We start from the raw sequence: 13,430 nt of genomic DNA on the forward strand, positions 1-13,430 counted from the left end.
TGAAAGTCGTGCCATGAAAAAGGCCGACCCCGCAGGACCGGCCCTCTGAAGGCGAAACGCGTGGCGCTTACAAAACCGCGTCCACCGCCGTTTTCAGCCGCGCAACCGCCGCATCAACATCCTTGAGCTTGTCGAGCCCGAAGAGCCCCAGACGGAAGGTGCGGAAATCGGCGCCCTCGCCGACCTGCAAGGGTACGCCCGCGGCGATCTGATAGCCCTGCGCGTGGAACTTGCTGCCGTTCTGGACATCGGCATCGCCGGTATAGGCCACGACCACGCCCGGCGCGCCAAAGCCCTCGGCGGCCAGAATGCGGATGCCCTTGTCCCGCAAAAGCGCGCGGACCTCATTGCCCAGCCGGATCTGCGCGGCGCGGGCGTTTTCAAAGCCGAACTCGCGGGTCTCGTTCATCGCATCGCGCAGGCCGACCAGCGCATCGGTCGGAACGGTGGCGTGATAGGCATGGCCGCCATTCTCATAGGCCGCCATGATCGCGCGCCATTTCTTGAGATCGAGGAAGAAGCTGTCGCCGGTGGTTTCCTCAAGCTTGGCCGCGCCTTTGGCCGAGAGCATGACCATGCCTGCCGACGGCGAGGCCGACCAGCCTTTTTGCGGCGCCGAGATCAGCACATCGACCCCGGTCTTCTTCATATCGACCCAAGCCGCGCCCGAGGCGATGCAATCGAGCACCATCAGCGCGCCGACCTCATGGGCCGCCGCCGCGATCTGGGTGATATAGTCATCGGGCAGGATCAGACCGGCCGCGGTTTCGACATGAGGCGCGAAGACCGCATCGGGCTTGACCTCACGGATGCGCGCGACGACCTCTTCGACCGGCGGCGGCGAGAAGCTCGCTTGCGGCTCATTGCCGGTGGCGCGGGCCATGACGACGGTGGTCTCGCGGGCAAACCCGCCGGTCTCGAAAATCTGGCTCCAGCGATAGCTGAAAAAGCCGTTGCGGATGATCAGCGCATGGGCGCCGCGCGCGAACTGGCGCGCCACGGATTCCATAGCCGCCGAGCCGCCGCCGGGAACCAGAGCCACCGCTTCGGCCGAATAGACCTCGCGCAGGGTCTCGGAGATGTCGCGCATCGCCTTCTGGAAGCGTTTGGACATGTGGTTGAGCGAACGATCCGTGAAAACCACCGAATATTCGAGCAATCCGTCCGGATCGACCTCGGGACGAAGACCAGCCATGACTTTCTCCTTCATGCTTTCTATCTGATGTAACACGCGTTTGGCGACAGGCCAGCCCGCCTTAGGTCCGAGATTGCCGTGTTTCCACGCGCCTGCCCAGCCCTTTGCAAGAGCCTTTGCGGGGCTCTCTCGGACTGGCGCGCAAAGCCGGGCCGCGCCGCCCTGCGCGAATAGCCGGTTCCGTTACGGCGCATGGCTCCCCCCTTGCCGGATTTCGGCCCAAAGACTACTTTGTTGTCAGCACAACCACAGGCAAATCAATGCGTATCGGCATTCTGAAATGCGGTCAGTCGCCCGAAGTCATTCGGGACGAGCTGGGCGATTACGACACCATGTTCGAACGGCTTCTGGCCGGGCGGGGCTTCACCTTCCGCTCCTGGCATGTCGAGGCGATGGACTTCCCCGCTTCGGTCCATGAGGCGGATGGCTGGCTGCTGACCGGCTCGCGCCATGGCGTCTATGAGGATCATGCCTTCATTCCGCCGCTCGAAGCCTTTATTCGCGATGCCTATGCCAGCCATGTGCCGCTGGTCGGCATCTGCTTTGGCCATCAGATCATCGCGCAGGCGCTTGGCGGCACCGTCATCAAAAGCCCGAAAGGCTGGGCGGTCGGCGCCCAGGATTACGATTTCGGCGGCGAGAAGATCACGCTGAACGCCTGGCATCAGGATCAGGTCGTGGTCTTGCCGAAAGACGCCACCGTGCTCGGCCATAACGAATTTTGCGAGAATGCCGCGCTGGTCTATAACGACCGCGCCTTCACCGTGCAGGCCCATCCCGAGTTTCCCGACCGCTTCATTCAGGGGCTGATCGACCACCGCGCCAAGGGCGTCGTCCCGCCCGAGCTGGTTGCCGAGGCCGAGACCCATATGGGCGAGCCGCGTCAATCCGGCGTGCTGGCCGATCGCATCGAGGCGTTTTTCAAGGCGCCGCGTCAGGCCCTGACCTCCGAGAAAGGTGCTGCATGAAACCGCGCTGGCTCGACGACACGCCGCAGGCCGCTCAGAATTTCGTGGCCGGTCGCCGGCTCGATGAGGTCGAATGTATCGTCGCCGATATTGCGGGGGTCGCCCGAGGCAAGGCGATGCCAGCCTCGAAATTCGCGACACAGGAACGGTTCTTCCTGCCGAATTCGATCTTTCTGCAGACCATCACCGGGGAATGGGCCGACAATCCTTCGGGCGCCTTTACCGAGCCCGATATGATCCTGATCCCGGATTTCTCGACCACCGCGGCCGCGCCTTGGACCGCGGATGTGACCCTGATGGTCATCCATGATGTGCTCGACCAGCAGGGCCAGCCGGTTCCGGCGGCGCCGCGCAATGTGCTCAAACGCGTGGTCCAGCTTTACGAGGACAAGGGCTGGAGCCCGATCGTCGCGCCCGAGATGGAGTTCTTCCTTGTCGCGCGCAATACCGATCCGAACCAGCCGATCATCCCGCCGATGGGCCGGACCGGCCGCCGCGCGGCGGCCAAACAGGCCTATTCGATGTCGGCGGTCGATGAATACGGCAAGGTCATCGACGATATCTATGATTTCGCCGAGGCGCAGGGCTTCGAGATCGACGGCATCTTGCAGGAAGGCGGCGCCGGTCAGATCGAGATCAACCTCAACCACGGCGATCCGGTCCATCTCGCCGACCAGATCTTCTATTTCAAACGCCTGATCCGCGAAGCCGCGCTGCGTCACGATTGCTTTGCGACCTTCATGGCCAAGCCCATTCAGGACGAGCCCGGCTCGGCCATGCATATCCACCATTCAGTCGTGGATATCAAAACCGGCAAGAATATCTTTTCCGATGCCAAGGGCCGCGAAACCCCGGAGTTCCTGCATTTCATCGCCGGGATGCAGAAACACCTGCCCGCCGGGATCGCGCTGCTCGCGCCCTATGTGAACAGCTACCGCCGCTATGTCCCGGATTTCGCAGCACCGATCAACCTCGAATGGGGCCGCGACAACCGCACCACCGGGCTGCGCGTTCCGGTCTCGGGACCAGAGGCGCGGCGGCTGGAAAACCGGCTCGCCGGGATGGATTGCAACCCCTATCTCGGGCTCGCGGCCAGTCTCGCCTGCGGCTATCTCGGGCTGATCGAGCGCGAGACCCCGCGCGCGGAATGTCTGGGCGATGCCTATATGTCGGAAGACGAGCTGCCCTATAATCTGGGCGATGCCTTGGATCTTCTGCAGGAAAGCACCGCCATGCGTGAGGTTTTGGGCGGCGAGTTCACCGATGTCTACGTCGCGGTCAAACGCAATGAATTCAAAGAGTTCCTTCAGGTCATCAGCCCCTGGGAGCGTGAGCATCTGCTCCTGAACGTATGAACCTGCTCTTTGCCAATGACCAGCGCGGGCATTATCCGCCCTCGCTTTACGCCGAGACCCGCGACCCCCTGCCCGCTTTCGCCCCCCTGCGGGGCGAGACGCGGGCCGATGTCGCCATCGTCGGCGGCGGCTATACCGGGCTTTCGGCGGCGCTGCATCTGGCGCGGGCGGGCTATTCGGTGGCGCTGCTCGAGGCCCATCGTCTGGGCTTTGGCGCCTCGGGCCGCAACGGCGGTCAGGTCGGATCGGGCCAAAGGCTCGAGGTCGATGATCTGGAAAAGATGGCCGGGCGCGAGACCGCGAAACGGCTTTGGGATCTCGCCGAAGAGGCCAAGGCGCTGGTGCGCGCACTCGCCTCTGAGGCCGGCGTGCCCTTCCATCCCGGCGTCGCCCATGCCTTCCGCACCACGCGCGAATTCGCCCATGCCCGCAGCCATATCGAGAAGCTCGCAAGCCGCTATGGCTATGACCAGATCGAGGCGCTTGATCGCGAGGCCTTTCGCGCGCTGCTGCCCTCGCAGGCCTATGTCGCGGGCGAGCTCGACCACGGCGCGGGCCATCTTCATCCGCTGAACCTCGCGCTTGGCATAGCGCGGCTCGCAGATGCTGCGGGCGCCGGGCTTTACGAGCAAAGCGCGGTCACGCGCATCGCGCATGGCCAAAGCACAGGCGCGCCCTCGACGGTCTACACTGACGAGGGGCAGGTCCACGCCCAGTATGTGATCCTCGCCGCGAATGGCTATCTCGACCGGCTGGAACCCAAGGTCGCGGCGCGGGTCATGCCGATCAACAATTACATTGTCGCGACCGAGCCTCTGGGCGCGCGCGCAGCCGAGGTCCTGACCCGCGACATTGCCGTGCATGACACGAAATTCGTGGTGAATTACTGGCGGCTTTCCCCGGACAAGCGGCTGATCTTTGGCGGCGGCGAAACCATCACCTACCGCTTTCCCAAGGATATTTTCGCGAAGGTCCGCAAGCCCTTGCTCGAGATCTATCCCGGACTGGCCGATGTGAAGCTGACCCATGCCTGGGGCGGCACGCTGGCGATCACCCGCACGCGGATGCCCTGTGTGATGCGGCCCGCGCCGAATTGCCTGTCGATCAGTGGCTATTCCGGCCATGGCGTCGCGCTGGCGACGCTGGCGGGCAAGCTGATGGCCAGCGCCGTGCAGGGACAGGCGGAGAGCTTCGATGTCATGGCCAAGCTGACGCCCCCGCCGTTCCCCGGCGGCGCGATGCTGCGCCAGCCCTTGCTGGTCGCGGGGATGAGCTGGTTTGGCCTGCGCGACCGGTTGGGGATCTGAGCGCCCGCATTTCAGACAAGAAAAAAGGCGCCTCTCGGGGCGCCTTTTTTCTTGTCCAATTGCCGCCTTAGCGTTCCTGCAATCTCGCGTTCGGATCGCGGATCCGCGCGACTTGCGCGACATCGCTTTCGGCATCAAGTGCGGTCAGCAGCGCATGAAGATGCTCGCGGTCGCGCAGCTCAACCTCGACCTTGAGGCGGTAGAAATCGGGCTTGCGATCGACGAATTCGAGATCCGAGATATTCGCCCCCTGCTGCCCGATCAGCGTGCAAATGCGGCCGAGCACGCCTGCGTCATGGCGGATCGTCAGCGACAGCTCGGTCGAATAGGCCGCCGGATGCTGGCCCTGACGCCAATGCAGATCGACCCAGCGCTGCGGGCTATCCTCGAAATCGGCGAGCACCGGGCAGTCGATCGCATGGATGACAATGCCCTTGCCGCGATAGGTGATGCCGACGATGCGCTCACCCGGCAGCGGCGAACAGCAGGGCGCGCGGGTGAATTCCTGATCGGCCTCAAGCCCGGCGACGGCGCGCTTGGCGTCAATCTCGCTTGGCGGTGCGGTCGCGAGCTCGGGATAAAGCGTGGTCACGACCTCTTGCGCCGGGATCTCGGCACTGCCGATCCGCGCGAGCAGCTCATCCGTGTCGGGCAGCGCCATGGTCCGCGCCGCAGTGCGCAGCGCCTTGTCGGTGACCTTGCGCCCGACATGTTCAAAGGCCACGCGCACCAGCTCTGACCCCAGCCGGATGAAGCGGTCCCGGTCCTCGTCGCGCAGGGATTTGCGGATCGCGGCCTTGGCGCGACCGGTGACCACGATATCAAGCCAGGTCGCCTGCGGGCGCTGACCGGATGCCGCGATGATCTCGACCGACTGGCCATTTTTCAGCCGCGTCCAGAGCGGCACGCGAATGCCGTCAACCTTGGCGCCAACGCAGGAATGGCCAAGCCGCGTGTGGATCGCATAAGCGAAATCGATCGGCGTCGCGCCTTTGGGCAGCTGGATCACGTCACCATTCGGCGTGAAGCAGAAGACCTGATCGGAATACATTTCGAGCTTCACATGCTCGAGGAATTCGTCGTGATCCTCCTCACCAAACCGCTCGGTCAGGCTGGAGATCCACTCGCCCGGATCGACGGCAAAGGGGTTTTCGGTGCGCACGCCGTCGCGGTAGGCCCAATGGGCGGCGACGCCGGCCTCGTTGACCTCATGCATCTGGCGCGTGCGGATCTGGACCTCGACGCGCTTGCCGTCGCGGCCCGAGACCGTCGTATGGATCGAGCGGTAGCCGTTCGATTTCGGCTGACTGATGTAATCCTTGAACCGCCCCGGCACGGCGCGCCAGCGCTGGTGGATGCAGCCAAGCGCGCGGTAGCAATCCGATTCCGAGCGGGTGATCAGGCGGAAGCCGTAAATATCCGAGAGCCGCGAAAAGCTGAGCTGCTTTTCCTGCATCTTGCGCCAGACCGAGAAGGGTTTCTTGGCGCGGCCATAGACATCGGCCTCGATCCCCTCTGCCTCAAGCACGGTGCGGATATCGGCGGTGATCTTCGAGATCACATCGCCGGTTTCGCGCTGCAACGTGACAAAGCGGCGGATAATCGAATTACGCGCCTCGGGATTGATGACCTTGAAGGCGAGATCCTCAAGCTCTTCGCGCATCCATTGCATCCCCATGCGCCCAGCAAGGGGCGCGAAGATATCCATGGTTTCGCGGGCTTTTTGCAGCTGCTTGTCGGGGCGCATCGATTTGATCGTGCGCATATTGTGCAGCCGGTCGGCGAGCTTGACCAGAATGACGCGCAGGTCGCGCGACATCGCCATGAAGAGCTTGCGGAAGTTTTCGGCCTGTTTGGAATGGACGCCCGACAGCTGGAGATTGGTCAGCTTGGTGACGCCATCGACCAGCTCGGCGACCTCGCGCCCGAATTGGCCGGAAATATCGTTCCAGCTGGCGCGGGTATCCTCGATCGTATCGTGCAAAAGCGCGGTAATGATCGTCGCATCGTCGAGCTGCATCTCGGTCAGGATGGCAGCGACAGCGACGGGATGCGTGAAATAGGGCTCGCCCGAGTGGCGGAACTGCCCTTCATGCATGCGACGCCCATATTCATAGGCGTCGCGGATCAGATCGGCATTGGTCTTCGGGTTATAATTGCGGATGAGAGCAATCAGGTCTTCGACGTCAATCATTTTATGTCGAAGACTCCGTTTCTCAGTCGCGACCTTGGGCTTCCAGCATCATGCGAAGCATGCGCTCTTCCGATTCCTCGTCAACGGGCTTCGGACGGTCGATTTCGGCACCCAGAAGCAGCGCCATTGCGTCTTCTTCGGGCTCATCAACCTCAATCTGGGTCTGGGTCGTCTCGATCATGCGCTCGCGCAGATCATCCACGCCTTGCGTTTCATCAGCGATTTCACGCAAAGCGACGACGGGGTTTTTGTCGTTGTCGCGGTCGACCGTCAGCGGGCTGCCGGCCGTAATTTCGCGCGCACGATGGGCGGCGAGCAGGACAACGTCGAAACGGTTCGGAACTTTATCGACAACATCTTCGACTGTTACGCGGGCCATCGGTCACCTATATTTTCGAATCGGCTGGAGAGGCGAATGCAGATAAATGAGCGCCAGACCCCGGAAAGTCAAGAACCCATCACCCGCATTCCCTCAAAGGAGTCGGGCGGCAAAGCCGCAAGCATTTCGGCGACACTAGCACCAATTCTCGGATGCTGCCAGAGGGGGGCGATCTCGGCCAGCGGTGCCAGAACGAAGGCACGATCCTGCATCCGCGGATGGGGCAGGATCAGCTGATCCGGGGCCTCGACCATCTGCCGTTCGAGCGCCAGCCCGCGCCAGGCATCCTGCGTCCCGGCATCGGGCAGGACCAGATCGTCATAACCGATCAGGTCGATGTCGATGACACGTGCGCCCCAACGTCCGCCATCGCGCCGACGGCCCATCTCGGCCTCAATCTCATGGAGGTAATCGAGCAAAACGCGCGGGGTCAGACGGGTCTCGACCAGCGCCGCGCCATTGACGTAATCGGGTCCGCTCCCTGCAGGAAAAGCCGGGGTCTGCCAGAAACGGCTGACGGCGATCAGCCGGATTTCGGGACCGGGCAACCTGTCCAAAACGTCAATCAAGCTGTCTCTTGGGTTACCTAACGAAGTTGGCAGGTTTGCTCCAAGGGCAAGCAGTCCTAAACTCCAGTCTTGTTTTTGCATATCAGGTATTTCTCGGAGGAGATATGTTTTATAAGGACGACCGTCTGGCCTTGTTCATTGACGGTTCCAATCTCTATGCAGCTGCGAAAGCGCTAGGGTTCGATATTGATTACAAACTGCTTCGTCAGGAATTCGAGCGCCGAGGCAAGCTGATCCGAGCCTATTACTATACTGCTCTGCTTGAGAACGACGATTACTCTCCGATCCGACCTTTGGTCGACTGGCTGCATTACAACGGCTTCTCGATGGTCACGAAACCTGCGCGGGAATATACCGACGGGCTTGGTCGGCGCAAGATCAAGGGCAACATGGATATCGAGCTGACGGTTACCGCGCTTGAGCTGGCGCCGCGCATGGATCATGCCGTGCTCTTTTCGGGCGATGGCGATTTCCGCCCGCTGGTCGAGGCCTTGCAGCGGCAGGGGGTCCGGGTCTCGGTCGTCTCGACGACGCGCAGCCAGCCGCCGATGATCGCCGATGAGCTGCGCCGTCAGGCTGACAATTTCATCGAGCTTGAAGCCCTGCGCGACACGATCGGCCGCCCGCCGCGCGAACAAGCCGTGGCCGCGACCTCGGATTAAGCTGGCAAGGCTGGCCCGGCCCTCCGGCATCGCCGTGAGGGCCCCGCAGGACGGCCTACAGGCGACCAAAGCAGCACGACAGCACCAAAAACAAAGGCCGGGCGAAACCCGGCCTTTTTGCGTCGTCTCATGGCAGAAGGATTACAGATCCAGCACCACTGTCGAGGTCGGACGGCAGCAGCACAGCAGGACCTTGCCGGGCTCGGGCTCGTCGAGCGGTTCTTCGAAATACGTGACCTCGCCTGAAACGAGCGACTGCACGCAAGTGCCGCACACGCCCGCGCGACAGCTGAACTCTGGCTCAAGCCCCGCATCCTCCAGCAGCGACAGAAGCGACTCCGCCCCCTCGCGCCAAGGAATGCTGCACCCGGAGCGGTTCAGAACCACCTGCGGCCCCTCCTCCGCCCCGCCGACGGCAGGTGAGGCTTCCGGCGCGGCCACAGGGGCCGGGGCGGTCGAGGGCGCCTCGGTGAGCAGGCTTGCGGGGCCGAAGAACTCATAAGCGATGCGCTCTTTGCGCAGGCCAAGCCCGGTCAGCAGCGTATAGAGCGCCTGCATGAAGGGCGGCGGGCCGCAGAGATAGGCCTCATAGTCATCGAGCGGCAGCAGCGCCTGCAGCGTCTCGCGCGTGAGGAGCCCCTCCGAGTGATGCCGCCCCGCCGCGCGATCCGCCTCGGTCGGATTGCGGTAGCAATAATGCACGCGGATGCCACTGCGCCGGGCGGCCAAAGCCGCGACCTCGGCTTGCAGGGCATGGACCTCGTGGCTGTCGCAGGCATGGATGAACCAGACCGGACGGTCCGAGGTCTCGGCCAGAACCTTCAGCATCGAGACCATCGGCGTCAGCCCGACCCCGCCCGAGATCAGCAGCACCGGCCGCTGGCTTGCGCCATCGAGCTTGAAGGCGCCGCGCGGCCCTTGCACCTCGATCTCATCGCCCGGCTGGATGCGGTCATGCAGCCAGGTCGAGCTCAGCCCCTCGGCGACATCCGCCCGGGGCGCGCCCTCGCGTTTCACCGTGATGCGGTAACGCCCCGCATCTTGCGGCGCGGACGAGACCGTGTAATTGCGCAGAACATGGCCCGCCCCTTCGGGCACGCGCAGGATCAGGAACTGACCGGCCTCGAAAGGCATCCAATCCCCCGGATCGACCGGCTCGAGGTGGAACGAGGTGATCGTCGCGCTTTCGCGCAATTTCTCGACCACCCGGAACGGACGAAAGCGGGAGGATTGGCTGTCTTTCATGGCGGGTCCTTATTCGGCGGCGACCTTCGTGGCCGCAGCCTCTTCGGCGGCAATCATCTGAGCAAGCTTGCGGCGGAAGCGCAGCGGCCCGACGTCGATCTTGAGATCGAGGTTCGGCGTCGTCATCTCGTCGATGCCCTTCTGCACGGCCTCGAGCACAACGCGGTCTTCCTCGAAAGCGCCACGCACCGATTTCGCAAAGCTCGCCGAAACCTCGGGATCGTTCGGCGCGAAATTGCGCATCTGGAACCAATAGTATTTCGTCCGCTTGTCATCGACCGGGGTCATGAAGTTGTAGCTGTCCATGAGGAAAGTGTTCTCGGGCAGCTCTTTGCCCTCGCCGCCGGTATGGGCCGGGGCGAAGATCGCCTTGATGATCGCATTCGAGGGATAGCGCACCTCATAATGCTGCTTGCGGTCGGCATTGCCCTCGAATTGCAGGAAGGGCGCATAGAAGGGCGCGGGCTCGGAATCGATCATCCAGCGCCAGACGGTGACGCCATCCTCCTTGACCGTGGTTTCGAGCGGGGTTTCCTCGCAGGCCGAGCTGGCGAAAGACGATTGATGCACCCAGGCGACATGCGAAGGGTCCAGCAGGTTGTCGGTCATATAGAGATAGTTGCAATGCAGCGTCATCGACTCGCCGCGGTTGACGCCCCAGGCGGGATCGCCCCAGTTCTCGACCTGGAAGATCTTGGCGGGATCGGCCTCGGCGGCATCGCCCATCCAGACCCACAGAAGACCGTAGCGCTCCTCGATCGGGTAAGAGCGCACGCAGGCGACATGCGGGATTTTCTCGGCGCCGGGCACGCGGGTGCAGGTGCCGGTCGTGTCGAAGGTCAGGCCGTGATAGCCGCATTCGACCTCATCGCCCTTGATCCGCCCCATCGAGAGCGGAAGTTTGCGGTGCGGACAGGCATCCTCAAGCGCGGCCGCGCGGCCGTCTTGCGTGCGATAGAGCACCAGATTCTGGCCAAGCATGGTCACCGGCTTCAGCGTGCGGCCGACTTCGTGATCCCATGCGGCGACATACCAGGCATTCTTCAGAAACATTGGATACCTCTCGCGTTCTCTGCCCCGATTATCCGCCGCGCGGGCCCGGCTCGCAAGCAGGCGGGACTTGCGTTCTATTTTAGATCAGCTAAACAATTATCCTGAGTAAAACAGGTGAGATTATGCCCCCTCCCTCCCTTCGCGCGCTTCAGGCTTTCGAGGCGGTCGGTCGCACCGGCACGGTCACTGCGGCGGCGCGCGATCTGGGCGTCTCGCCCGGGGCGATCAGCCAACAGGTGCGCCACCTCGAGGATCACCTCGCGGTCACGCTTCTGGAACGGCGCGGGCGGCGGGTCGAGATGACGAGCTGGGGCCGGATCTATTACGCCGAAATCGCTAAGGGGTTCCGACAGTTCGAGCTGGCCGCCGACGCGCTGGAGCGCGCGCGCAACCGCTCGGCCATCGTGCTGAGCGCGCTGACATCGGTGGTGAACAAATGGATCACCCGGCGGATCTTTGACTGGCAGAGCCTGCATCCGCAGGCCAATGTCCGCATCATCGGCAAGGATGACGAGCCCGCTCTGGGCCAGGACGAGGTCGATTTCCGCATCACCTATGGCCGCGGCGTGCAGGCCCATCGCCATTATACCGAGCTCTTCCGCGACTGGATGGTGCCGGTCTGCTCGCCGATGCTGATCGCTGATCGCGCCCTTGCCGAGCCCGCCGATCTGCTGGAGTTCCCGCTGCTCAATGTCGAATGGGAGAAGCAATATCTGCCACCGCCGCAATGGTCGGATTGGGCGCGCCATGTCGGGGCGAGCCGCAGCCAGCGCCTCTCGACGCTCTCCTTCACCCTGTCGAGCAGCGCCATCGACGCCGCGATCAACAAACGCGGCTTTGCTTTAGCTCAGCTATCAATGATCGGTGAAGAGCTGGCGGCGGGCACGCTGGTCGTGCCCTTCGATATCCGCCTTGAACTGCCCGAGAGCTATTATCTCGCCTGGGATCGGGCCGCGATGGAAAAGCCGAATGGCCCGGCTTTTCACAATTGGCTTTTGCAGATCGGGCGGCGCCAGAGCCTGCTCTCGGCGCCCCATCCCGCTTAACGCGAGGCGGTTTGATAGCGCGTCAGGCGGGTCTCGATCCGGCGCACGACCAGCACGAGAAGGGTGTTGATGACCAGATAGAAGAGGCCCGCAATCGCGAAAATCTCGAAGATCGCATAGGTCTGGCTCATCAGGCGCTTGGCGTGGCCGGTGATCTCCATCACTGTGATGGTCGAGGCGAGCGACGTGCCCTTCACGACGAGGATCAGCTCGTTGCTATAGGCGGGCAAGGCCTGACGGATCGCCAGCGGGAACTCGATGCGGCGAAAGCGCAAGGCGCGCGACATGCCCGCGGCCTTCGCCGCCTCGATCAGCCCAACCGGGACCGACATCAGCCCGCCGCGCAAGATCTCGGACGTATAAGCGGCGGTGTTGAGCGACAGGGCCAGAATGGCGCAGTTGAGCCCGCCCCCGATCACCCACCACAGCACCGGATTGTTGCGCACGAATTCGAACTGGCCAAGGCCGTAGTAGAAGAGGAACAGCTGCACGAGCAGCGGTGTGCCGCGGAAAATGGCGCTGTAATATTCGGCGATCTTTTGCAGCAGGCGGCTCGACGAGACCCGCATCATCGCAAGGCAAAGCCCGAGGCAAAAGCCGATCGCGACCGAGATCCCGACCAGTGTCAGCGTGACGGTGACGCCTTTGGTGATCGTGGTGACGGCGCGTTGGGCGATTTCGAGATCCATCTCAGCCCCTCCCTTTCAGCACCAGCGCGCGCTCGGCCCGCTTGAAGAAGACCTGACTGACGAAGGTGATGATCAGATAGATGATCGCCGCGATCAGATAGAAGATGAACGGGTTGCGGGTCGAGCCCGCGCCGACAAAGGCCGCACGCATCAGCTCTTGCAGGCCCACGACCGAGACGAGCGCCGTGTCCTTCATCGTCGCCTGCCAGACGTTGTTCATCCCCGGCACGGCAATGCGCAGCATCTGCGGCAGGATGATCTTGCGAAAGATCCGTCGCCCCGGCATCCCCAGCGCGCGTGCCGCCTCGAGATGGCCTTTCGGGATCGAGGAGAGCGCGCCGCGCACCACTTCGGTCGAATAGGACCCCGAAATCGCGGCAATCGCGATCACGGCGATGATGAAGGCATAGCCGGTATCGGCCAGCCCCGCCCAGCCAAAGGCCGTGGCGACACGGGTCACGAACTCGACCGAGGAAAAGAAGAGCAGATAGATGACGAGCAGCTCGGGCACGCCCCGCACCACGGTGGTGTAGATGTCGACGAGCCAGTTCAGCGGCTTCACCCGGCCCCATTTGATCAGCCCGCAGATGATCCCGATCATCAGCCCGGCGCCCATCGCGCAAAGGCCGACCAGAACGGTGATGGTGGCGCCCCGCAGAAGCGCGCCGATCCAGCCGCCCTCCCAGAGCTGCAATAGCCCGAATTGCATTCGTGTAACCTACCAGTCTTCAGGTGGGGAGATTTGGCCGCGCTCGCCGCAGCCTCAGG

13 protein-coding genes are annotated in these 13,430 nt (G+C 63.1%); 5 read left to right on the forward strand and 8 right to left on the reverse strand.

Annotation, left to right across the window (positions count from 1 at the left end):
* Window positions 1–67 precede the first annotated feature (67 nt).
* The gene (locus JCM7686_RS09715; RefSeq protein WP_020950683.1) at window positions 68–1,195 is read right to left on the reverse strand and encodes an aminotransferase class V-fold PLP-dependent enzyme; all 1,128 of its coding nucleotides are present in this window, start codon (window positions 1,193–1,195) and stop codon (window positions 68–70) included.
* A 260-nt stretch (window positions 1,196–1,455) separates the two neighbouring features.
* On the opposite strand from JCM7686_RS09715, the gene JCM7686_RS09720 reads away from it, so the two are divergent.
* The 3 genes from JCM7686_RS09720 to JCM7686_RS09730 are packed head-to-tail and all read left to right on the forward strand — an operon-like array spanning window position 1,456 to window position 4,825.
* A complete protein-coding gene (locus tag JCM7686_RS09720; RefSeq protein WP_020950684.1) occupies window positions 1,456–2,163 on the forward strand; it encodes a type 1 glutamine amidotransferase in 708 nt (235 codons plus the stop codon).
* The gene (locus JCM7686_RS09725; RefSeq protein WP_020950685.1) at window positions 2,160–3,518 is read left to right on the forward strand and encodes a glutamine synthetase family protein; all 1,359 of its coding nucleotides are present in this window, start codon (window positions 2,160–2,162) and stop codon (window positions 3,516–3,518) included. Before JCM7686_RS09720 ends, JCM7686_RS09725 begins: the two co-directional genes overlap by 4 nt.
* The gene (locus JCM7686_RS09730; RefSeq protein WP_020950686.1) at window positions 3,515–4,825 is read left to right on the forward strand and encodes an NAD(P)/FAD-dependent oxidoreductase; all 1,311 of its coding nucleotides are present in this window, start codon (window positions 3,515–3,517) and stop codon (window positions 4,823–4,825) included. Before JCM7686_RS09725 ends, JCM7686_RS09730 begins: the two co-directional genes overlap by 4 nt.
* 67 nt (window positions 4,826–4,892) lie before the next feature.
* Here the strand turns inward: JCM7686_RS09730 and JCM7686_RS09735 are convergent, their stop codons facing one another.
* The 3 genes from JCM7686_RS09735 to folK form a co-directional block, all read right to left on the reverse strand.
* On the reverse strand, window positions 4,893–7,019 hold the full coding sequence (locus JCM7686_RS09735; RefSeq protein WP_020950687.1) for a RelA/SpoT family protein: 2,127 nt from the start codon (window positions 7,017–7,019) through the stop codon (window positions 4,893–4,895).
* A gap of 22 nt (window positions 7,020–7,041) precedes the next feature.
* The gene (rpoZ, locus tag JCM7686_RS09740; protein WP_020950688.1) at window positions 7,042–7,398 is read right to left on the reverse strand and encodes a DNA-directed RNA polymerase subunit omega; all 357 of its coding nucleotides are present in this window, start codon (window positions 7,396–7,398) and stop codon (window positions 7,042–7,044) included.
* A 68-nt stretch (window positions 7,399–7,466) separates the two neighbouring features.
* Window positions 7,467–8,048 carry a 2-amino-4-hydroxy-6-hydroxymethyldihydropteridine diphosphokinase gene (gene folK / locus JCM7686_RS09745; protein ID WP_020950689.1) on the reverse strand — a complete coding sequence of 194 codons (582 nt, stop codon included), beginning with the start codon at window positions 8,046–8,048 and terminating at the stop codon, window positions 7,467–7,469.
* Between the two features lie 23 nt (window positions 8,049–8,071).
* Here folK and JCM7686_RS09750 point away from each other — a divergent pair, with 23 nt between their 5' ends.
* A complete protein-coding gene (locus JCM7686_RS09750; RefSeq protein ID WP_020950690.1) occupies window positions 8,072–8,629 on the forward strand; it encodes a LabA-like NYN domain-containing protein in 558 nt (185 codons plus the stop codon).
* A 141-nt stretch (window positions 8,630–8,770) separates the two neighbouring features.
* Here the strand turns inward: JCM7686_RS09750 and JCM7686_RS09755 are convergent, their stop codons facing one another.
* Together JCM7686_RS09755 and JCM7686_RS09760 are read right to left on the reverse strand one after the other, a co-directional pair.
* Complete coding sequence (locus JCM7686_RS09755; protein ID WP_020950691.1) at window positions 8,771–9,874, reverse strand: FAD-binding oxidoreductase; 1,104 nt, start codon at window positions 9,872–9,874, stop codon at window positions 8,771–8,773.
* A gap of 9 nt (window positions 9,875–9,883) precedes the next feature.
* Window positions 9,884–10,927 (reverse strand): aromatic ring-hydroxylating dioxygenase subunit alpha, encoded by a 1,044-nt coding sequence (locus JCM7686_RS09760; protein ID WP_020950692.1) that lies wholly within the window; start codon window positions 10,925–10,927, stop codon window positions 9,884–9,886.
* A 122-nt stretch (window positions 10,928–11,049) separates the two neighbouring features.
* Between JCM7686_RS09760 and JCM7686_RS09765 the strand changes: the two genes are divergently transcribed.
* The gene (locus JCM7686_RS09765; protein ID WP_020950693.1) at window positions 11,050–11,973 is read left to right on the forward strand and encodes a LysR substrate-binding domain-containing protein; all 924 of its coding nucleotides are present in this window, start codon (window positions 11,050–11,052) and stop codon (window positions 11,971–11,973) included.
* On the opposite strand, the gene JCM7686_RS09770 is transcribed toward JCM7686_RS09765, so the two are convergent.
* Together JCM7686_RS09770 and JCM7686_RS09775 are read right to left on the reverse strand one after the other, a co-directional pair.
* Window positions 11,970–12,662, reverse strand: a complete 693-nt coding sequence (locus JCM7686_RS09770) for an ABC transporter permease (protein ID WP_020950694.1) — start codon at window positions 12,660–12,662, stop codon at window positions 11,970–11,972. The genes JCM7686_RS09765 and JCM7686_RS09770 overlap by 4 nt on opposite strands.
* A gap of 1 nt (window position 12,663) precedes the next feature.
* Window positions 12,664–13,371, reverse strand: coding sequence for an ABC transporter permease (locus JCM7686_RS09775; RefSeq protein ID WP_020950695.1), 708 nt, complete (start codon window positions 13,369–13,371; stop codon window positions 12,664–12,666).
* Window positions 13,372–13,430: the final 59 nt, after the last annotated feature.

Source organism: Paracoccus aminophilus JCM 7686, assembly GCF_000444995.1.
In the GTDB taxonomy this organism is placed as follows: Bacteria; Pseudomonadota; Alphaproteobacteria; order Rhodobacterales; family Rhodobacteraceae; genus Paracoccus; species Paracoccus aminophilus.